Source organism: Polaribacter porphyrae (genome assembly GCF_002954685.1).
GTDB lineage: Bacteria > Bacteroidota > Bacteroidia > Flavobacteriales > Flavobacteriaceae > Polaribacter > Polaribacter porphyrae.
Genome location: NZ_MSCN01000001.1, coordinates 1,541,322 through 1,563,433 on the forward strand (window position 1 = coordinate 1,541,322; position 22,112 = coordinate 1,563,433).

Sequence of the window (22,112 nt, forward strand, 5' to 3'; positions counted from 1 at the left end):
TAAATTTAACTAAAATAGCTTGAATAGAAAATAAAAATTGAAGGAAAAATTATAAATATAAATAGGTTATAAAATCGTAAAATATTCTAGTGAATATCAAAAATTTAACATTTAGTAATTTTATTATATCAATTTGTATTTGCTCAATATTTAATTGATGTACTATTGTTGTTTTACTATATTTGAAGAAATTTCCTTACATGAAAATATACTTATTGAAACAAAATATCATTTTACGCATTCTTTTTATTTTTTTGCTTATTGGTTGTTCTAGTTCTGAAAATAATGATGATAATGGTCTTCAAGAAGAATCCTGTACAGAGCCTAATGGTCTGCATATTCCTGTTATTTCAAATACGTCAGCTACGTTAGCTTGGGGTGACACTAATAATAGCAGACTATTTAATGTTGAATATGGCTTGCGAGGTTTTGTTGTTGGTAATGGAACTAGAACAAGTGTTAACACTATTTCTTTAGAAATTACAAACCTTACTTCTAAAACAGAATATGACTTTTATGTTAGAACTAATTGTGGTGGTAATGTTTTTAGTAATTGGTCTGGACCACAAAGTTTTGTAACCGATTAATTATAATTTTCAGGTAGTTGCCTAACTTTTGTTATTTTCTCAAAAGCATATCCTATTTCTAGTAATTTTCTTTCAGAAAAGGGTAAACCAACAAAAGTTAAACTTACAGGTTCTCCAGATTTCTTATAACCCATAGGCACTGTTAATGTTGGGTATTTAGCAACTGCAGCAATACCTGAATGATAATTATTTATCGATAAAATGGCATCTAAATTATCTTTTTTTAGAGCTTGTAAAAACTTTTCACCTTCTGCTTTTAAATTTCCCTTTACAATTTCTAATTCTTCTAAAGTAGTATCGTCATTAACAATACCTTCAAATAATTGCTGCCCATAAGGAGCTCTTAACAAAGAATCTTTTTTATTAAACTTTACAACACTCTCTATATCTTTTATATAGATTGATTTATCTGCTTGATCTGATAAATACTTTGGCAAATCATGCTTCATATCTATATTTAACAAGGTAATAAAACCTTTGTACGAAAACTTTGGTGGCGTTATTTCTACAATAGTTGCTCCAGCTTTTTTTAACTTATCTACGTTTTGTGCATAAATGGAATCGCCCAATAAAGGTTTTAAAACTCCTAATCTTTTACCTTCTAACTTTATATCTAATCCGTTTTTAAAATAATCTTCTTTTAATTGTTTAGAAGCAGTATCATTTTTATCAAAACCACGCATCGCATTCATAAAAATTGCATTGTCAACCACACTTTTTGTCATTGGTCCTGGCGTATCTAAAGTTGATGAAATTGGTACAATACCTGTTCTGCTTAATACACCTATTGTAGGTTTTAAACCTACCACAGAATTTTGACTTGAAGGTGAAGTTATAGAACCAGCAGTTTCTGTACCAACAGCGGCTACAGCAAAATTAGCGGCTACTGCTACACCACTACCTGCAGAACTACCACCTGTTTCAAATTCTGCTCTTCCATAAGGGTTTAGGGTTTGCCCACCAATTGCTGAATAGCCTAATGGGCAACCAGAACAGAAAAAATATGCCCATTCACTTAAATTAACTTTACCCAAAATTAAGGCTCCGTTTTCTTTTAATTTTTCTACGATAAACGCATCATTTTTGGTGTAGTTTCTCTGTAATGCTAATGCACCAGCTGTAGTTGGCATTTCTTTTGTATTGATATTATCTTTCAATAAAATTGGCATCCCATATAAAGAAAAATCTGTTGCTTTATTTTTATTTTCATCTCTTTTTCTGGCTTCTTTAATAACATCAGAATTTAAAGCTATAATAGAATTTAATGATTTTGTAGAGTCACTCTCGAACTTTCTTATTCTATATAAATAAAATAACGTTAGTTTCTCATATGTCAGTTTTCCTTCTTTAATGTTTTTTTGAAGCGATGGTATATTCTGCTCTAAAATTAATGGCTTTAAAGATTGATAATCTTCTTCAGAAAAATAAGCTAAATCTTCATGAAAGGGTTTAAAAACGGCATTCATATCTAACACTTTAGATTGAAAAAGCTTAAACTGCATTCTTTTTTTAGGATGATTTTGCTGTTGTTTTAAAGCAGCAGTCTCATCATATTTTTTAAATAAAATATCTGGCTGTTTTTCTTTTTTTTGACAAGAAAAGAACATCAAAATTGAAAAAGCAGTAAAAAGTAGATTTCTCATGGTATTAAAATTTACTCTCAAAGATAATATTTGTAGATTAATGTATATTCGCGATTTAGATTAAAAAAATGTTTAGAAAAATTATTTTTGGTATTCTGTTTTTAATTTCTTCTACTAATTACTCTCAAGAATTAAGAATTATAGATACTGCTACCTATAGCTTAAGAAAGGAAATTATAAAAGAGAATGAAACTCAAAACACTCTTTTTTATAAGAATTTAAAGAAGTTGTATAGAGGTAAAAAAAGGAAAGAAATTACCAAATTGTATAAAAGTAGTGATGATGAGTTTATCAGTACAATTAAAAAAAATCGATTTGTTTTTGATAAGCGTTTTACCAAATACACAGATAGTATCGTAAATGTTGTTATTGGTAATAATGATGATTTAAAAAATCTTGAGCTAGATGTTTATATTTCTAAAAACCCAAGTGTAAATGCCATAAATATTGGTAAAGGTAAAATTATTTTGAATATAGGTTTGTTTAAATATTTACAAAATGAAGATCAATTAATTTCTATTTTAAGCCATGAAATTGCTCACGAAAAGCTACAGCATGTAAATAATAATATTATCCATATTGCAGAATTACAAACTTCGAAGAAAAGAAAAGAGCAAGCAAGAAAAATTAGAAAACAAAAATATAATAAGTATAATTCTTCTTTTAAAATCTTAAAGAATTTAATGTATTCTGATAGTAAGAAAAGACGAAAAAGAGAAATGCAGGCAGATTCTTTGGGGTATCTATTTTTTAAGAAAACTGCACTTTATAACCCAAACTATTTAAGTGCCTTAAAGCTACTTGCAAAGTTTGAAACGCTACCAACTATAGAATTAGATTCTACCATTTATAAGACTTTTTTCGACATCCCAAATCAACCTTTTAAAGAAGCTTGGTTAAAAATGGAAGAGTTTTCTGACTATGATTATTCTAAATATAAAGAAAAAATAAATAAAGATTCTATTAAATCTCATCCTGAATATCAAGAAAGAATAGACAAATTACAAAAAGATTTTTCTGAATTAAATTTAAAAGATTCTATCCATAAAAATAACAATGCTAACTTTATAGAATTACAAAAAATTGCTAAAACTCAAGATATTGTTAGCTTTTTTGATATTGAAGAAAATGGTTTAAGCATTAAGCTAATTCTCTACAAACTATCTAAAGACAACGATAATCCGTACTTAAAAAAATGGTTAGGTAAAAATTTTTTAGCACTTTATGAAGCCAAGAAAAAATATCGATTAAATAGATATGTAGATAGGTTAAACCCAAAAGAACAATCTAAAAACTACCAACAATTTTTGAGTTTTATTTGGAATTTATCACTAGATGAAATCAAAAATATTGGAGATTATTACAGTAAAGATTAGTAATTTAGTTTTTCGAGCCTAATCTCATCATGCTCTCTATCTTTATTATATTCTCTTAATAAAATATAACCTTCCTTTGCAATATAAGGTGATATAAAAAAGTCTTCGGATGACATTGGTATTTGCTCATGTTTCATTTTACCATCTATAATAGAAACAATACCCAAAACCCAACTACGTTTTCTAGTTTCTTCATCTTTTTTGTAATCTCTATAAAAGAATACAATTCCATTACCTTCCTTGATTCTTTGAGAATATAAATAATCTGAACTCGTATAATACGATTTATCTTTTTCTATTTTATTTACTTCTTTAAGAGCAAAATCTTTATCAAAATTTAGCATCATAAAATCAGTGGTTTTTGGGGCTAACGATACTACAACATAATATTGTTGACTTTTAAATTTCTCTGCTAAAAAAGAAACACTACCATCATTAAAAATAAAAAACTGCTTTGCTAGTAACTTGTATCCTTTTTCTAACTTTCCATTTTTCTTAATATTCATGTACTTACCTGCATCTTCCCAAGAAAAATATTTCTTAAAAATTTCTTTACCTGTATTATCGATTTCAATTTTAAATAACCCAAGAGATTTTTTTATATTAAAACCAGTAGATTTATTTTTAGAGTACATCCCAACAATTACAGTTTTATCTTTAAGTACTCTAATCTTAAAAAGATGATTATAATCTGACTTTTTACCTTCTAAAGTATAAATGAAATTTAACGCTCCATTTTCAGGATTTATAAAGTGTAAATCTTGTTGTTTACTTCTAAAGTTTTTTGCCCATAAAACAATATTACCTTCATCTAGATATTCAATGCTAGACTGCATAACCTCATTATTAGGGTTATAATTGTAATCCCATTTTTTAGAATTATCAATATTAAAAGCTTCTAGTGTAGTTATGGTTTTAGATTTAAAAGAGTTTCTCAGTAATTTTGATTCTTTAAAAAGTAAATACCCATCATTTATTGCAAAAGGATATTGAATAAATGGCTTCTTTTTAAGAGCTTTACTTATCTTTTTAGATGGTCTCTCACCCTCAACTAACATATTATCATCAAAATAAAAAGGCTTTGAGATTTTATTAGTGGTAAGATTTAACGTTCTGTTAGATACGAATTTGTAGTAAGATGTATTACCAAATGAATTCATTTGACTTCTAAAATAAATTTTACTCAATATTATTTTATTACCTACTTTTTCTGGCAACATAAAGTTTGAATAATACTTCTTATAAGATTTGTCTAGAAACTCACCATTTGCAACTTTATTTAAATTTTTGTCTAGTAACGTGTATTCAAAAACTTCGTCTCCATTACTAACTTTATCTAGTCTAGAAATTGTAAAATAACCGTAAATACTTTTATCAATTTCGTAAATAGGGCTAAAAAGTTCTATTTTACCAGATGCTAATTCTGCCAAACTAGATATTTGAGCTTTAGCTGTAAACGATATAAATAGGATTATAAAGAGTATGCGTTTCATAGCTTTATTTTAAAGTTTTTAATTTTGGTTGACAAAGGTAATAATTGTTCTTTCTTCTAAATAGTTTTGAGAGCATTTTGTAGCATTGTTCAACAAAATGAAGAGTTTCTTAATTCTAAATTGCAATAGTACCAACTTAAACGACTAAAATTAAACTTTTATCCTTCTTCTAAATCAATTTCTAAAAGTATTGGTTTCTAATCTTTTATAGAAAATCATTATAAAATCAATGAAATGAAAAGTGATTCAGTATTACAACCAAATTTTGGAGTTTTTCTTTTTGACTTTCTAAGTAAAAAGACCGAAATTCGCTAATTCTGATTATAATGAATTAAAATTCAGTATATCAAAAAAGAGCTGTAAAGTATTCGAAATATAATATCAAATAAAATGAAAACCTTTGAACAAATCATACTTTTATTAGTTTCTGGTCAGGGTTTATTGTTGAGTATTGCTTTGCTTTCATCTATATTAAAGAAAAACTACTCGAATTTTTTTCTTGGCATAATTACTACTATAGTTACCCTAGAAATTTTAAATACTTGGGCAATAAGAGCATCATATCACAGTATTGAAAATTCATTTCCTTTTTGGGTATTAGGTTCTTATTTATCATTTCCACCTGCTTTATGGTTTTTTTTGAAATTTAACACCAGACCTACATTTCAACTTAAATCGAAACACTATCTTCTTTTTGCACCAGCATTTATTGAAATAATAGTAGAATTATTTTCATTTTACTATAATAAATTGATGAGAGCAAATTACAGTTTAATAGAAAATTCTGTTTGGTTTACTTTAACCGAAATAGTTCCTGTAATTGCAATGATTTTTGTGTTGGTTATTTTTGCAAAGGAATTGAATAGATTAAATAATCGTCTTAAAAAAAATTCAAATGCTAAAAATAAATTTCTACAGATTTCAAAACTATATATCTTTTTTTCTATTTTTTCACTCTTAACAATATTTTGGATATTGATTACAATTTTTAATGTTCAACTCTTTACTTTTATAGAAGTAACACTATTACTTTTCCTCTTTATGCTTGGTTATATTGGTTATTTTAAACCATCATTTTTTGATATTCCCAAAATTTTGAAAAATGAAATCATTAGAGAAAAATTTTCACAGTATGATGACGAAAAAGAACTAAAAAGACTAAAAAATATTTTTGAAAATGAAAAGATATTTAAGCAAAAGAAACTGTCATTGAAAGATGTTTCGACTCATCTCAATTTACCTGAACGTTATGTTTCAAGCATCATTAAAGCTTATCATAATACTACTTTTACCTCATTTGTAAATTCTTTTAGAGTGGCTGATGTAATTCAAAGAATTAAAGATCCAAAAGAAAGTAATAAAACACTTATTGGCATTGCTATGGAATCTGGCTTCAACTCCAAATCTTCTTTTAATAGTATTTTCAAGGCAACTACTGGAAAAAATCCTTCAAGTTTTTTAAAAAGATAAAAATATGTCCAGAAACATGTTTTTGGACATCAAAACTTTATTTTAAGACCTTTAAGAGATAGAAAAATCATTGTTTTGTGGTCTTAATACTACTTTTTATGAAAAATACATTTATCTTATTTATTTTCCTTTTTGGAATACAAACCGTTATTAAAAGTCAAGAAAATTTTGCGGAAACCCCATTAGAAGCAAAATTTATCACAGAAGATTTTGAAAGATTTTGGCAAGCATTTGATAAAATAGAAAAAATAAAAGGAAATCCTTTTGACTATTATTTGAAAAACGCATCAGAAGGGTTAAGTCCTTTAGTGGGTTATTTTGATTCAAAAGTTCTTTATAAAACTGTTAAGGAAAGAAAAAAGGACTATTTAAAATCAAGAAATGTTTTGGATAGTTTGTACAAAAAAGAAAATGAGATTAAAGATGCTTACAAACAAATGAAAAAATGGTATCCAATTGCAAAGTTCCCACCAGTATATTTTGCTGTTGGAATGTTTACCACTGGTGGAACTGTGACAGATAAAGGATTGCTAATAGGATCTGAAATGCTAAAAAATTTAGATGGACTTACTGGGTTAGTTTCTCATGAACTTATACACTATCAACAAAATATTTCAGGTAAAGATAATCTTCTAAAACAATCTATAATTGAGGGTAGTGCAGATTTTATTGGAGAATTAATTTCTGGTAAACACATAAATTTAGTCCCTTTTAATTATGGTAATAAAAATGAAGAAGCACTTTGCAAGGAATTTGTAAAAGTAATGGATAGTAAAGATTATAACGATTGGTTGTATGGAACAAGCGGAAAAGATAATAGACCTAATGATCTAGGCTACTGGATTGGTTATAAAATAACTAAATCATATTTCGAAAAAACACCTGATAAGAAACAAGCTATAAAAGATATTTTAAACATTAAAGAACCAACAGAATTTCTTAAGGAAAGTGGTTATTTAGAAAAATATATAAAACAATAAAATTATAGAGGAAACAAATATGTAGAAATTTTATTAGTATTACTAAAAAATACCTTAACCCATAATATAATTTATTGCTAATTCTTATTTTACTTCAAAAATCTTTTTTAAAATTAAAAAAGAGCTTGGAAAACCAAGCTCTTTTTTGCCTCTATATTTTATAGTTTTTAAAAATCTTGGTTTACATCCCAAGCTTCTAAAGTTTCTTTTAAAGTTTTTATAAACATACCTCCTAAAGCACCATTTACAACTCTATGATCGTAAGAATGTGACACAAACATTTTTTGTCTTATCCCTATAAAATCACCTTCTGGAGTTTCAATAACTGCTGGTACTTTACGAATAGCTCCTAAAGCTAAAATAGCTACTTGTGGTTGGTTTATAATTGGGGTACCCATAACAGAACCAAAACTACCAACATTTGTTACAGTATAAGTACCATCTTGAATTTCATCTGGTTTTAAGGCATTGTTTCTTGCCCTAGTTGCCAAATCGTTTACAGATTTTGTCATCCCTACCAAATTTAACTGGTCTGCATTTTTTATAACAGGTACAATTAAATTTCCATCAGGCAAAGCAGCAGCCATTCCTAAATTTATATTTTTCTTTTTGATGATGTTATCACCATCAACCATAATATTAATTAACGGGTATTTTTTAATGGTAGAAGCAACAGCTTGCATTAAAATTGGTGTAAACGTTAGCTTCTCTCCTTCTCTTTTAAAGAAAGCATCTTTAACTTTACTTCTCCATTTTACGATGTTTGTCACATCAATTTCTATAAACGATTGTACATGAGCAGAGGTTTGTACTGAAGCAACCATGTGTTTGGCTATCAGCTTACCCATTCTACTCATTTCTATAATTTCGTCTCCTCCATTTACTGAAACTGGAGCTGCTTTTGGTGCTGGTTTAGATTCTTGTTTTGGAGTATCTGTTTTTTGAGATTGCTTCACTTCGTTCGCAATGACAGGAGCATTTACTTTTGAAGAGCTGCCTCTATTTTCTAAATATCCTAAAATATCATTTTTAGTAACTCTACCTTCTTTACCTGTGCCAGTAATAGTTTCTAATTCTTCCATAGAAACGCCTTCAGTTTCTGCAATATTTCTTACTAATGGCGAGTAAAACCTACCAGAATCTGATGTTTTAGTGATTGGTATATTTTTAACTTCAATGGCTTTTTCGATAGTTTTTTCTACTTCCTTTAGTTGAGATTCTTCAATTGAAGATTTCTCGACTGTACTCGAAATGTTAGTGGAACTTGAATCTTCGCCTTCAGTTTCTATAACAGCAATTGTGTCACCAACAGCAACAATAGCATCTTTTTCAAATAATATTTCTACTAAAGTTCCTTCAACTTCACTTGGTACTTCAGAATCTACTTTATCTGTAGCAATTTCTACAACAGCTTCATCCAACTCAATAGTATCTCCTACCTCTTTTAGCCAAGAAGTAATTGTTGCTTCTGCAACACTTTCACCCATTTTAGGTAACTTTAATTCGAATCTCGCCATTTTTGATGCTTTTAACAGACTGCAAAAGTACAAAAAAGGGATGAAATTTTATTAATTTTTATTTCAAAAAATGTAGTTAAAAATATTTTACAATTATATTATTCACAAAATAAAAGCTTATAAATAATTAAATTTTAAATTTTAATCATTTATAAGCTTAAAAAATTAAACTTTATTCAATAGAAAGTTTCTAATTACTTACTCTTCTTTTAGCTCTTTCTAACTCTTTTTTTGCTTTAGCCAACGCTCTTTCTGCTCTTTTCAATTCTCTTTCAGCATCTTTCTTTGCTTGTTCTTTAGAATCTGTGCCAGAAATTGCATCTTTTAATAAAATGCCAAGTTCATCAATCATGGTTATAATTTGATTGTTTGCGTATTCTTTATCTACATAAATACGCAATGTGTTATCTGTTAATTTACAATCGTATAACTTTTCTCCATTTTCTTTTTTAATCCATCTATAAGTGCCTCCACTAACTGTAAGATTCGACTTCTCTAATTTATCTACCAACATTTTCTTTAAATTACCTGTTTTACTCTCGTGAAATTTTGCTGTAAACTTATAAATATTATCATTTCTTTTTATTGAAACTGATGAGTTCGATTCTTTATCATCTGTATCAAAAGTAATAGAATACGAAGTCTGTTTTTTGGGAGTTTCTGGAGTTTTTGGTGTCTGTGCATTACCACATGATAAGAAAAATAAACTAATTGCTACTGTTAAAAATAATTGTTTCATGGTTTTTGTTTTTTTATGATTATGGTACAAATGTAAAATCGAATTTTAGTTAAACCATATAAAAACAGACCGTTAACCTAGCATTAACGTTAATTATCTTGGTTTAAAATTTAACTATTAATTTTTATTGATATTGATGATTTTTATTGCTATACTTAAGAACTCATCTTTATCAATTTTAGTTTGATTTACATAATTCTCTGGTATAAAATCTTCTCTTGGAGTACTATTAATATGAAATAATTTTTCAGCTGGCATATTATAAGCAAAAGAGAAATTTTTAAGAGGTATTGTATACACAGCACCTAATAATTTTCGCATTTCTGTGCCTATTATAGTTGCTCTTTTCAAACCATCTAAACCAATAGTTAAACCCTCTCCCATACTCCCTGTCCATCTTCCAGATAAGACTATTAATGTTTTTTTATATTGTATTCCTCTTGGAGTTACATATTCCACAAAGGTTCTTTTTATTTTTGGTTGGCTGTCAAAGCTTTCTAATAATAAATGCTTTTGATAAGGTTTTTCTTTACCAATAAACCTACTCATAATACCTTTTGCAACGTAAGTATTTCCTCCACTTACCGTGTTTCTTAAGTCTAAAATAATTGCTTTTGTGTTAGATAATTCGTTTAATGCCTTATCAAAAACCGATATTAATTTATTATTACCAAGAGAATTATTTATAGTTATAACTCCAATATTATTAATGGTTTTAGTTGATATTAATGATGATGTATTTTTGAGAATAAGTTTATCAATATCTAATGTAAAGTAAGTACCATTTGTTAATTTTAGCTTTAAAATTCTTGGGTTGTTATATGTTCCGTAAATTATTTTATTGATAATATATGCCCTTACTTTTGGATTGGTTTTATCAGTACAAAAAATAGGAAAATCTTGAATTGCCTTATTGTAATCAACTCCATTAAAAGATATAACTTCTGCTTTTAAAATATTTGTTTTTAAGTTCATAATGTTTGATGCCCAGACATTTTCTATAAAAAATTTATTGTTTTTTTCTGATAAATAAATTGGCGAGAATGTTCTGTAAGATTTATTATTATTTGTATTTAACAAAAAGTGATTGTCATGAAATTCATACAAAATATGCTCAAAAAACAACGTAACTTCTTCTAAAGTTTTTAAATCTTTAATTTGGTTTGAATAATAATTTTTGATACAATTTAAATCAACAACATCTTCATCTAAATACAAATAGTAGTTTTTAATGTTATCTATTAGAATATTAAAATCTTGTTTTACTTGGCTTATATCAATGCTATTTGATAAACTTTTGTTTTGAGAAAAAGTAATATTTGAAATAAAAAATAATGCAATACATAGTTTTGAAGTTTTCATCTTTAATAATTTTTGATAGTTCAAAACTATTAAGAGAAAATTTAAATTTGATTGATTTAGTAAGCGTTAACCGTGCATTAACATTAATGAATACGTTTATACTTTATAAAAAGTTAGGAACGAAATATTACAAAAGAAATCTCGTTTTTCAATGGTAAAAATTCTACTAAAAAATTTTATTTATCAAAATTAAGCTTCATTAACAGTAAACTCCAAACCTATTCCACGAATGCTTTCAATAGAAATTGATGGATCTTTTTTAAAGTATTTTCGAAGTCGGCTTATAAAAACATCCATACTTCTACCAGAGAAAAAATCATCATTTTGCCAAACTGCGTTTAAAATTTCTTCTCTTTTTAACAATTGGTTTTTATGATGAAATAAGAATTTTATCAACTCACCTTCTTTTTCTGTGACTCTTTGAATGGTATCATTATTCTTTAGTTCAAGCCTTTTTGTGTTAAATTGATAATTACCAATAGTAATAATTTCTTCACTTGTAATTTTAGCAGTTGATTTTTGTGTTCTTTTTAGAATATTATTCAAACGAAGCACTAATTCATCAGCTTCAAAAGGTTTTACTACATAATCGTCTGCCCCTAATTTTAAACCTTTTATTTTGTCTTCTTTCATTTTTCTTGCTGTGAGAAAAATAAATGGAATTTCAGGATTAATTTCTATGATTTCTTCTGCAAGTGTAAAACCATCCTTTTTAGGCATCATTACATCAAAAACACAAATATTAAAATTACCTTTTGTAAAAGTTTGCAAAGCTTCTTCTCCATTTTTTGACCATTCTACAGAAAACCCAGACATCTGTAAATATTGTTTTAAAATATTACCAAAATCTGCATCATCTTCTGCCAATAAAATATGTTTACCTTTTATCATTATGTTATTGGAATTGTTATTGTAAATGTTGTGCCTTTATCAACTTGACTATCCACTAAAATTTCTCCTTTATGTGCTTTAATAATTTGATTTGTGTAGTACAAACCTATACCCAATCCTTTTACATTATGCACTTCTTTATTACCAACTCTATAAAATTTATCAAATAAAAATTTGAGTTCTTTTTTCGGAATTCCAATTCCATTATCAGAAATCATCACTTTAAAATTAGTGTTAACAATTTTAGCTTCAATCAAAATTTCTGTATTCCCTTTTCCATATTTAATAGCATTTTCTAGAATATTTAAAACTGCTGTTGTAAAGTAAAATTTATCAATTTCAATATCTTTATCAATAACGAATTGTTTTTTAATTTGAATATCATCATTATCTAAAGACAATTTAAAATCATCTATAATACTATTTAAATATGCTGTTGTTTTAACAGATTTTTTGTTTAATGTAATTTCTTGATATCCTAAAGAATTATTTAATACTTGATCGATTAATTTTTGCAATCTAACATTTTGTCTCTCTACAGTATTTACAATGCCTTTAGACATTTCTGATGAAGCTATTACTGTATCAGATTTTAGCATTTTAGTAGCTAAAGTTAAGGTTGATAATGGTGTTTTTAGTTCGTGTGTAATGTTATTTACAAAATCTGTTTTAACATCTGCAATTTTCTTTTGGGTGATAAAACTTTTAATTGCATAAAATAATAGGCCAAAAACTAGTAAAAAAATTAGTATTGATATTAACAATAATACTGTCATTCTACCTAGAACTATACGTTTCCAGCCATCAATATTCATTCTGTCTTCAGTTTCAAATTGTAAATCAAATTCAACTTCTTTCATTTTACCATTTACGAGTCTATCTGAACTATGGTCTGTTAACCATAAAGAACTACTTACTTTATGCCCATCATCTAAAGAAAATTGATCTCCTAATAGATGAAATACTTGCTTTTTATCTGATATAAAAAGCGTATCATTTTTTGTTGAATCTAATAAAATAATGGTTTTTACAACTTTTTGAAATTTGAGGTTATAGGCAATATCTCTTTCTTTTAAATCTCTTTGATAGCTATCTATATATAGTTTGTTAATTGTGTTTGTAACTGAATCAAATTTTTGAAGAACTTGATTTTTTTTTATCAACTTCAGCTTATAATCAGTTATAATATTTAAAAAATTATCTTGCCATATGTCATTAATTGTATCAAGATTTGGAGATAAATCATCAATCCTAGAAATAGATTTTCTAGTTTCTGATATAAAAGCTGCTTTCTCTAGTTTATAAGTATTGTTAATTAGGTAGGCTTGGATTAAAGAAAGGGCTAACAAACCTATAATTGAGACAATAATTAATGGTCTAATTTTTTTATGCATAATCAAAAATATAAAAATAGTTTTCTATTTTGATAAAATGAAGATGCGTTAACCTTGTATTAACTTACATATTAACCCAATCTTTAGGTTTAGTTAAAATTGATAATAATCTAGCTTCTTCAGAGTTTTCTTCTGGTTGATGATTGTATTTCCATTGCACAATTGGTGGCAAACTCATTAAAATACTCTCGATTCTACCATTTGTTTTGAGTCCAAAAAGTGTTCCTCTATCGTGTACCAAATTGAACTCTACATATCTTCCTCTTCTTACTTCTTGCCAATCTTTATGTGCTTTAGTAAATCCAATATTTTTTCTTTTTTCAACAATTGGCACATAGCTTTCTAAAAAGCTATTTCCAACTTCGATTACAAAATTATATCTATCTTCAATAGTAAATTCTTTTGTTTCTTTTAAATAATCAAAAAATAGACCTCCAATTCCTCTGGCTTCATTTCTGTGTGCGTTCCAGAAATAGTTATCACAGGTCTCTTTAAATTTTGGATAAAATGCTGAATGGTGTTTATCACAAGCTGTTTTACAAATTGTATGAAAATGAACTGCATCTTCATCAAACAAATAATAGGGCGTTAAATCTTGACCTCCACCAAACCATTGGGTTACAATGTTTCCAGCTTCATCATACATTTCAAAATAACGCCAATTTGCATGTACTGTTGGCACAAAAGGATTAGTTGGATGCAAGACTAAACTCAAACCACAGGCAAAAAAATCACCTTCTTTAACATCAAACTGCTTTTTTAATGGTTCTGGTAATTCACCAAAAACTTTGGAGATATTTACTCCACCTTTTTCAAAAATACCTCCATTTTCAATTACTCTTGTTCTACCTCCTCCACCTTCATTACGTTTCCAGATATCTTCTTTAAATATTGCTCTACCATCAACTTCTTCTAATTTGGAAGTAATTGCATCTTGAAGGTTTTCTATGTAACTAAAAAATTTATTTTTAAAACTGACTTTATTATCCTGCAAGGTTTCTAAAACCTTGTAGGTATTATTACTTCCTTTTCCTTCAAGGTTCTCAAAACCTTGAAGGTCTAAATTAATCAAATCGTTAGAATGACAGAATTTGAAATTATCTAAATCATCAAACAAAGAAATTACTTCTTTTTTATTTATTAGAGTAGTACTATCTTTAACTATATTTGAATAAGACGAAAATGCATATTGAGAAAAATCAGAAATAACTTTATGGTTTTCGGGATTTTTATGAATGTACAATATTGTATTTTTTAAATATTCTTCAGAAGAAATGTGCTTTCTTTTAAAGTGTTTTTCAAACAAACTACCTGTACGATTTTGTTCTTTATTATAAGCTTTTGCATAAGCATTAAACAAATTAGAAAAAGCTTGTGTTACCAATTTTTCCTCAACATCTACCCTTATCAAAAAGTGATAATGATTTTTTAATAAACAATAAGATAGAAAAGTTACCTTTTCAGAGAGGTATTTGTCAACTAATTTGAGAAAATAATACATATTTTCTTCATCGTTAAAAATTGGAGTTCCATTTATACCTCTGTTATAAATATGATAATATTTGTATTTTTCTAACTTTTCTAATTTCATTTGTTTACTTTCTATATACCTACAAGGTTTTGGAAACCTTGCAGGATGAGTAAGTTTATAACATCAAATAATGTTGTTATTTCTACTAATGCAAAATCTAACAAAAATTTATTTTTCATAAACTATTTGTGTATTTCCATGTAAAATCTTCAGTGTTTTTGTTGATGCAGCAGTAACTGAAAGTGGTAGCACTATAATTATCCCAATTACTGGTATTAACAAAAAGAGCATAAATACAATTCCATTACCAATGGCAAACCCCTTATTTCTATCAACAAATTTTATACTGTCATTATAATTTAAATGGCGTTCTAACGTATAATCCATATTTCCAAAACCTGCATAATATGCCTGAACTAAAAACAGTAATAAAGTTGAAAATATATTAACAATTGGAATAAATTTCAACAACAGAATTGGAATTGAAATCAACAGTTCTTTGGCTAAATTTCTAATATTGATCCTTAAACCTCTTATTAATTGATCTGCATTAGAAGTATTTCTATGCTTATGTTTTACATCACCATATAAGTATTTTTCAATCTTTTCTGATACAGGACTCATAAACGGTGCTGATAAAGCCATAACAATATGCTTATACAAAATTAAACCAATAACTAAAATAATTAATCCACCTACAAAGTTACTGATACTTGTAAAAGTCTCTTTTCCCCAATCCCAAATCCAAATTTTTGAGATAAAAGCTCCTATATTATCAGATAAAGCATATACTTCTAACCCAATAAAAATAGCAGTAGCTATACTAATTAATATAGGGATTATAAAATACCTCCAAAGTTTTAATTTTGAAATAAGTGCTAATGCTCCTGTATATTCTTTAATACCTAAAATTATATTCTTAATCATATTTATACAGCTATATCTTCCTCTAAAATTTTATGTTTTTCATCAGTAATGTTTTTTGACCATATTGCTAAACCAAAAGTCAATACTCCTAAACGTCCAATAAACATCAATACTATAACAACAACCTTTGCAAAATTAGACAAATCTCCAGTTATTCCTCTACTAATACCAACTGTGCCTAGAGCAGAAGCTACTTCAAATAAAATATCTTTAAAGGCAAAATCATCAGAAAAGGTAATAAAAAACGTCCCTAAAACAATAATTACTGTATAAAAAATAAATGCTGATGTTGCAATATACAAACGCTCATAGGGAATTATTCTTCCTAAAAAAGTGATATGCTTGCTACCTCTAATTCGACTTTTAAGTATTGAAAAAACAGCTGTTAAAGTTGTGATTTTTATACCACCAGCAGTTCCAGATGGTGAGGCTCCAACATACATTAATATGATACAAATTAAAACCATTGCTTGAGAGAAACCACCAAAATCAAGGGTATTAAAGCCAACAGTAGTCATTGCTGTCATACATTGAAAAAAAGACGCCAAAAATCTTGAACCAGAATCTAATACAGTAATAGAAGGCTCAAAAAAATAGAAAAATCCTGTTCCGAAAGTTAATAATACTATAAAACCATAAAGAACAATTTTTGTAGTAAAACTCAATTTATGAGATTTATCTTTTACCATCAGCCCAAAATCTGTAATTACTATAAATCCTAAAGAGCCACAAATTGCTAACATAGATATAATAAAGTTGATAAAATTACTATCTACATAATTTATAAAGCTATTATTAAAAAGACTAAAACCAGCTGTACAAAAAGTGCTAATACTATGAAAAATTGAAAACCAAATTGCATCCCAAAATGGCATACCTTCATTTTTAAAAGCAATAAAAAATAATATGGCTCCAATAGTTTCCATAATTACAGTAAATAGAATTACAGATTTTAAAAAATCTTTAATCTGAATGGTTTTTGGGAGTGTAAATTCTGTTGAGAGTATTTTTCTATGCCATTTTGTAAGCTTTCTTGTAGTTGATAACAACATAAATGTTGTAAATGTTAAATATCCTATGCCTCCTAATTGAAATAAAGACATTACTATAAATTGACCAAAAAAATTATAAGTATCAAAAACAGAAACTGTAACCAAGCCAGTCGTAGATACTGCAGAAGTTGCAATAAAAAAATGGTCTAATATTGGTACTGAAATTTTTTGAAAAAATGGTAGACACAATAATAAACCCCCTAAAATTATATATGTAAAAAAACCATAAAAAAGATTTTGTTGTGGAGTCCATCCCTTTTTTAAAAGGATATATTTTTGAGACAATCTTTTTAATGATTTCATATTAAATAAAAAATTTTGATGTTTTACAAATTTAATACCTAAAAAAAGAATTATTCTAGAAAAACTAAACTATTATTATTAACACCATTAAAGCCTTCTTTTGTTATAATCAGCTTTGCATTAGTCAATTCCATTTTTAGTAATTTGGCAATTGTTTTTGTTTTTTCGTCTTTCCATGCTAAAAATAATTTTCTACCAACTGCATTATTATGCAAATCCATAAGTCTTGGTAATTCATCATTAATAACAAAATCTTCATGCCAATCCGTAAATGTGGTAGTCCAGTTAACCACTTTATTCAAATTATCACTAAATATTCTACATTTTTTTGCTATAAGGATGTTCCATAGAGCATGTCTAAAAGCATTTGCTTTATTATGATTACCGTGAATATTTGGAAATTCTTTTTGAGCAATTTTTAAAGTTTGTAATGTTGCAAAAACTGCTGACACTAAAAAAAAAGGATGTTTAAAAAACCATATAACAAGTTGTTTAAATTGGCCTATTTTAATAGTTTTAATAATTTCCTTAAAAGACATCTACTTTTTATATTCTTTTACAGCATCTACAAATGCTTTGGCATTATCTAACGGAATATTTGGTAGAATTCCATGACCTAAATTTACAATGTACTTGTCTTTACCAAACTCATTAATCATTTGAGTAACCATTTTTTTAATCTCTTTTGGAGGAGAGAATAATCTTGAAGGATCAAAGTTACCTTGTAAAGTAATTTTACCTCCTGATAAATAACGTGCGTTTCTTGCAGAACAAGTCCAATCTACACCCAAAGCTGAAGCACCAGATTTAGCCATTTCATTTAATGCAAACCAACACCCTTTTCCGAAGGCAATTACAGGAGCATTATCTTTTAAAGCATCGATAATCTGCTGCATATATTGCCAAGAAAATTCTTGATAATCTACTGGAGACAACATTCCTCCCCAAGAATCAAAAACCTGAACAGCATCAACTCCAGCCTCAACTTTTGCCTTTAAATAGGTAATGGTTGTATCTGTAATTTTCTGCAGTAATGAATGGGCTAAAATCGGATTTGTAAAACATAATTCCTTGGCTTTATCAAAGTTTTTAGAACCTTGACCTTGCACACAATAACACAAAATTGTCCAAGGCGAGCCTGCAAAACCAATTAACGGAATTTCATTATTTAGCTTTTCTTTGGTGGCTTTTATGGCATTCATTACATAACCTAAAGCATCTTGAATATCAGGAATAATTACCGAATCTAAATCTTTTTGAGAACGAATTGGATTTGGTAAATATGGACCAAAGTTTGGTTTCATTTCTACCTCAATATTCATTGCTTGTGGAATTACCAAAATATCAGAAAACAAAATAGCAGCATCCATTCCATATCTTCTGATAGGCTGAACTGTAATTTCTGACGCCAATTCTGGAGTTTGACAACGCGTAAAGAAATCGTACTTGTGTTTGATTTCCATAAACTCTGGCAAATATCTACCTGCTTGTCTCATCATCCAAACTGGTGGTCTATCTACAGTTTCTCCTTTTAATGCTCTTAAAAATAAATCGTTTTTTATCATTGGTAAATAATTGTAATAATTTGTAATACAAAGCCTAAAGTAAATAACATTGCTGCAGTTTTTAATAAAGTAAACCTAAAACTATCGTTTATAATTAACTTCTTTAAAATTGGTGCTGTTATTTTTAAATCTAATATTTTTTTTATCTTTTTTGCAAAAACTAATGATAGAATTAGTAATAAAATTGCTGGAACTAAAATGTAGTAATTTAAATCATCCACACCTTCCATAAATTAATATCCTACAATCATTCCTAAAATTCCTAAAACAATATTTGGTATTGCTAATATTCCTTTTCTTATTAATGATTCTGTTTTTTTTAACCATTCAATTCCTAAAACTTCTGGAGCTGCCAACCAAAAAGAAATGAATTGTAGTGTAATCGAAACTATAGATATGATTTTTATAGAGTCCATTTTAAATTTTCGAAACTGCTAACATAGCTTTATCTACAGCATTTGCAATCACTTTAATATCTTTATCACAAATTGCAGAATTTAAGAACCAAGCTTCAAACTGACTTGGAGGTAAAAACACACCGTTTTTTATCATTTCCCAAAAGAAAACACCAAATTTCTCTGTATCAGAAGTTTGAGCTTCTTCAAAATTCGTAACCTTACTTTCTGTAAAGAAAGGATTCATCATAGAACCAAATCTGTTTACTACTAAATCTACATTGTATTTCTTTGCAGTTTCTAATAAAATGATTTCTATAATATTTCCTATTTCCTCAAATTTATCATAAGGATTTTGTTTCTTCAACTCTGTTAAAGTTGATATTCCACCAGCCATTGCAATTGGATTTCCACTTAAAGTCCCTGCTTGATACATTCCTCCTATAGGTGCAACGTTTTCCATAATCTCGTTTCTAGCTCCATAAGCTCCCACTGGAAAACCTCCTCCAATAACTTTACCTAAACACGTGATATCTGCTATAACTCCTAATTTTTCTTGAGCACCACCAAACGTAGATCTAAAACCTGTCATAACCTCATCTGCAATCAAAACAGCTCCGTTTTTGTTAGCTAATTCTTTTAAATCTTTTAAGAAATTATTTTGAGGAATTACAACGCCCATATTTCCACCAATTGGTTCAATAATTACTCCTGCAATATTATCATCGTTTTCGAAGTGTTTTTCTACACTTTCTAAATTATTGTATTCTGCAATTAATGTATTTTTTACTGCTCCTTCAGGAACTCCTTTAGAACCAGGTAAACTTAATGTAGCTAAACCAGAACCTGCTGCAACTAACAACGCATCTTGATGTCCATGATAACAACCCGAAAATTTGATGATTTTATCTTTTCCAGTAAACGCTCTTGCCAAACGAATTCCGCTTAAAACAGCTTCAGTACCCGAGTTTACAAAACGGACTTTATCCATTTCTGGAAAAGCATCACAAACTATTTTTGCGAGTTTTATTTCTGCTTCTGTAGATGCCCCAAAAGAATAGCCATTTTTTAAGGCTTTTTTTGCTGCTTTTTCTACTTTTTTATGTCTGTGGCCCAAAATCATTGGTCCATAAGAAACGACTAAATCTACATATTCATTTCCATCAACATCGTAAATTTTACTTCCTTTTGCTTTTTTAATAAACAACGGATTTCCACCAACTGATGAAAATGCTCTTACAGGAGAATTTACAGCTCCAACCAAGTTTTTTAATCCTTTTTTATATAGTTTTTCTGATTTTTTAAATTTCATTTTTCTTCGATTTCTGTCATTCCTGCGTAGGCAGGAATCTCTTTATTAATCAAACCAATCTTCTGATAAATCTTTCCAATCTGGATTATCTTCAACTATTAAATTTATTTTCCATTCTCTTTTCCATTTCTTTATGTTCTTTTCTCTTTTTATAGCATCATTTATAAACTGATAAGCTTCAAAATAAATTAACTTATCTAAATTGTATCTTGAAGAAAAACCTTCAACTAACTTATTTTTATGTTCAAACATTCTTCTTTCTAAATCATTAGTGACACCAACGTATAATACTTCATCTTTTTTATTTGTAATGATATATACATAATATTGATGTTGTGTTTTGAACAATTTTGCAAACATTTAAACTGAGATTCCTGCCTACGCAGGAATGACAGCGTATTTAATATATTCTGTCGCTTTTTTTAACTTCAATAAATACTTTTAAAAAGAATAATGAAATAACAATCCAAATTACACTTATTATTGCATTTTCATTGTTTATTCCTATGACATATTCATAAAACTCATAACCTCCCTCTAATAAAAAATAGAGGAAATTCAAAAAAGAAATAAATAATATTATTCTTTTAATCATTTATTTAAAATTCTAGCTGCTTCTTTAGCAAAATATGTAATGATAATATCTGCACCTGCTCTTTTCATAGATAGTAAACTTTCCATCATTACTTTTTCACCATCAATCCAACCTTTTTCTGCAGCAGCTTTTACCATGGCATATTCACCACTTACATTGTAGCAGGCAATTGGTCTGTCAAAATTATTTTTTAAATCTCTTATGATGTCCAAATATGATAAAGCTGGTTTCACCATTAAAATATCTGCTCCTTCTTGATCATCAAAAGTGGCTTCACGCATTCCTTCATCTCTGTTTGATGGATCCATTTGATAGGTTCTTCTGTCTCCGAAAGTCGGTGCAGAATCTGCAGCATCTCTAAAAGGTCCATAAAAAGCAGATGCATATTTTACAGAATATGCCATAATTGGCAAGTTTACAAAACCTGAATTGTCTAAAGATTGACGAACCATATCTATTGTACCATCCATCATTCCTGATGGTGCAACCATATCTACTCCTGCTTTTGCGTGAGAAATAACTTGCTTTGCTAAATTGACTAATGTTGCATCATTATCTACATCATTATCACATAAAACACCACAATGTCCATGAGAAGTATATTCACAAAAACAAACATCAGTAATTACATATAAACTTGGATAGTTTTTTTTGATAAAACGAATCGCCTGTTGCATAATTCCATTATCATTCCAAGTTTCTGTGCCAACATCATCTTTTTCTGAAGGAATTCCAAACAACAAAACTGCTGGAATATTTAAAGCAACAACCTCATCTAATTCTTTAGAAATTGTATCTAAAGACCAACGTTTGATTCCTGGCATAGAAACAATTTCTGTTTCGATATTTTCCCCTTCTTCAATAAATAGTGGGTATATAAAATCATTAACAGAAAGTCTGGTTTCTTTGACCAATCTTCTTACGCCTTCTTTTGCACGAAGTCTGCGAGTTCTATTCATCTTAACCTATTTTTTTAATAG

General features: G+C 28.0%; 21 protein-coding genes. 4 read left to right on the plus strand and 17 right to left on the minus strand.

From position 1 onward, the window contains the following. Window positions 1–200 precede the first annotated feature (200 nt). Entirely contained in the window at window positions 201–587 is a 387-nt protein-coding gene (locus BTO18_RS06915) for a fibronectin type III domain-containing protein (protein WP_105015525.1), read from the plus strand. Here BTO18_RS06915 and BTO18_RS06920 read toward each other — a convergent pair. Further along, a complete protein-coding gene (locus BTO18_RS06920) occupies window positions 584–2,230 on the minus strand; it encodes an amidase family protein (RefSeq protein ID WP_105015526.1) in 1,647 nt (548 codons plus the stop codon). The two genes, BTO18_RS06915 and BTO18_RS06920, sit on opposite strands and share 4 nt — an antisense overlap. Window positions 2,231–2,298: 68 nt before the next feature. Here BTO18_RS06920 and BTO18_RS06925 point away from each other — a divergent pair, with 68 nt between their 5' ends. Continuing rightward, window positions 2,299–3,606: a M48 family metalloprotease gene (locus BTO18_RS06925; RefSeq protein ID WP_105015527.1), complete on the plus strand. Its 1,308-nt coding sequence runs from the start codon at window positions 2,299–2,301 to the stop codon at window positions 3,604–3,606. Here the strand turns inward: BTO18_RS06925 and BTO18_RS06930 are convergent. Next, a complete protein-coding gene (locus BTO18_RS06930) occupies window positions 3,603–5,099 on the minus strand; it encodes a DUF6770 family protein (RefSeq protein WP_146106889.1) in 1,497 nt (498 codons plus the stop codon). The genes BTO18_RS06925 and BTO18_RS06930 overlap by 4 nt on opposite strands. Before the next feature lie 390 nt (window positions 5,100–5,489). Here BTO18_RS06930 and BTO18_RS06935 point away from each other — a divergent pair, with 390 nt between their 5' ends. Both BTO18_RS06935 and BTO18_RS06940 read left to right on the plus strand, forming a co-directional pair. Next, on the plus strand, window positions 5,490–6,569 hold the full coding sequence (locus BTO18_RS06935) for a helix-turn-helix domain-containing protein (protein ID WP_105015529.1): 1,080 nt from the start codon (window positions 5,490–5,492) through the stop codon (window positions 6,567–6,569). Between the two features lie 98 nt (window positions 6,570–6,667). Beyond that, window positions 6,668–7,549, plus strand: a complete 882-nt coding sequence (locus tag BTO18_RS06940) for a gliding motility protein GldB-related protein (protein WP_105015530.1) — start codon at window positions 6,668–6,670, stop codon at window positions 7,547–7,549. A 167-nt stretch (window positions 7,550–7,716) separates the two neighbouring features. On the opposite strand, the gene BTO18_RS06945 is transcribed toward BTO18_RS06940, so the two are convergent. The 15 genes from BTO18_RS06945 to hemB form a co-directional block, all read right to left on the minus strand. Further along, window positions 7,717–9,066, minus strand: coding sequence for a dihydrolipoamide acetyltransferase family protein (locus BTO18_RS06945; RefSeq protein WP_105015531.1), 1,350 nt, complete (start codon window positions 9,064–9,066; stop codon window positions 7,717–7,719). Window positions 9,067–9,256: 190 nt separating this feature from the next. Further along, window positions 9,257–9,805, minus strand: coding sequence for a hypothetical protein (locus BTO18_RS06950; RefSeq protein WP_105015532.1), 549 nt, complete (start codon window positions 9,803–9,805; stop codon window positions 9,257–9,259). Window positions 9,806–9,922: 117 nt separating this feature from the next. Next, on the minus strand, window positions 9,923–11,167 hold the full coding sequence (locus tag BTO18_RS06955) for a S41 family peptidase (protein WP_105015533.1): 1,245 nt from the start codon (window positions 11,165–11,167) through the stop codon (window positions 9,923–9,925). A gap of 189 nt (window positions 11,168–11,356) precedes the next feature. Beyond that, window positions 11,357–12,058: a response regulator transcription factor gene (locus BTO18_RS06960; protein ID WP_105015534.1), complete on the minus strand. Its 702-nt coding sequence runs from the start codon at window positions 12,056–12,058 to the stop codon at window positions 11,357–11,359. Next, window positions 12,058–13,452, minus strand: coding sequence for a sensor histidine kinase (locus BTO18_RS06965; protein ID WP_105015535.1), 1,395 nt, complete (start codon window positions 13,450–13,452; stop codon window positions 12,058–12,060). Before BTO18_RS06965 ends, BTO18_RS06960 begins: the two co-directional genes overlap by 1 nt. 64 nt (window positions 13,453–13,516) lie before the next feature. Then, the gene (gene hemF / locus BTO18_RS06970) at window positions 13,517–14,446 is read right to left on the minus strand and encodes an oxygen-dependent coproporphyrinogen oxidase (RefSeq protein ID WP_105017526.1); all 930 of its coding nucleotides are present in this window, start codon (window positions 14,444–14,446) and stop codon (window positions 13,517–13,519) included. Window positions 14,447–15,151: 705 nt separating this feature from the next. Then, window positions 15,152–15,910 (minus strand): EI24 domain-containing protein, encoded by a 759-nt coding sequence (locus BTO18_RS06975; RefSeq protein ID WP_105015536.1) that lies wholly within the window; start codon window positions 15,908–15,910, stop codon window positions 15,152–15,154. 2 nt (window positions 15,911–15,912) lie between these two features. Next, a complete protein-coding gene (locus BTO18_RS06980; protein ID WP_105015537.1) occupies window positions 15,913–17,265 on the minus strand; it encodes a TrkH family potassium uptake protein in 1,353 nt (450 codons plus the stop codon). A gap of 50 nt (window positions 17,266–17,315) precedes the next feature. Next, window positions 17,316–17,804, minus strand: a complete 489-nt coding sequence (locus tag BTO18_RS06985; RefSeq protein ID WP_105015538.1) for a DUF6973 domain-containing protein — start codon at window positions 17,802–17,804, stop codon at window positions 17,316–17,318. Next, window positions 17,805–18,830 (minus strand): uroporphyrinogen decarboxylase, encoded by a 1,026-nt coding sequence (gene hemE, locus BTO18_RS06990; protein WP_105015539.1) that lies wholly within the window; start codon window positions 18,828–18,830, stop codon window positions 17,805–17,807. It lies immediately after the preceding gene. Continuing rightward, window positions 18,827–19,060: a hypothetical protein gene (locus BTO18_RS17835; RefSeq protein WP_105015540.1), complete on the minus strand. Its 234-nt coding sequence runs from the start codon at window positions 19,058–19,060 to the stop codon at window positions 18,827–18,829. The genes hemE and BTO18_RS17835 overlap by 4 nt, the downstream gene beginning before the upstream one ends. 3 nt (window positions 19,061–19,063) lie before the next feature. Next, window positions 19,064–19,246 (minus strand): hypothetical protein, encoded by a 183-nt coding sequence (locus BTO18_RS07000; protein WP_105015541.1) that lies wholly within the window; start codon window positions 19,244–19,246, stop codon window positions 19,064–19,066. A gap of 1 nt (window position 19,247) precedes the next feature. Next, window positions 19,248–20,537, minus strand: a complete 1,290-nt coding sequence (gene hemL, locus BTO18_RS07005) for a glutamate-1-semialdehyde 2,1-aminomutase (protein WP_105015542.1) — start codon at window positions 20,535–20,537, stop codon at window positions 19,248–19,250. A gap of 45 nt (window positions 20,538–20,582) precedes the next feature. Beyond that, window positions 20,583–20,885, minus strand: a complete 303-nt coding sequence (locus BTO18_RS07010) for a GIY-YIG nuclease family protein (RefSeq protein WP_226789122.1) — start codon at window positions 20,883–20,885, stop codon at window positions 20,583–20,585. 243 nt (window positions 20,886–21,128) lie between these two features. Further along, window positions 21,129–22,091, minus strand: coding sequence for a porphobilinogen synthase (hemB, locus tag BTO18_RS07020; RefSeq protein WP_105015545.1), 963 nt, complete (start codon window positions 22,089–22,091; stop codon window positions 21,129–21,131). Window positions 22,092–22,112 lie beyond the last annotated feature (21 nt).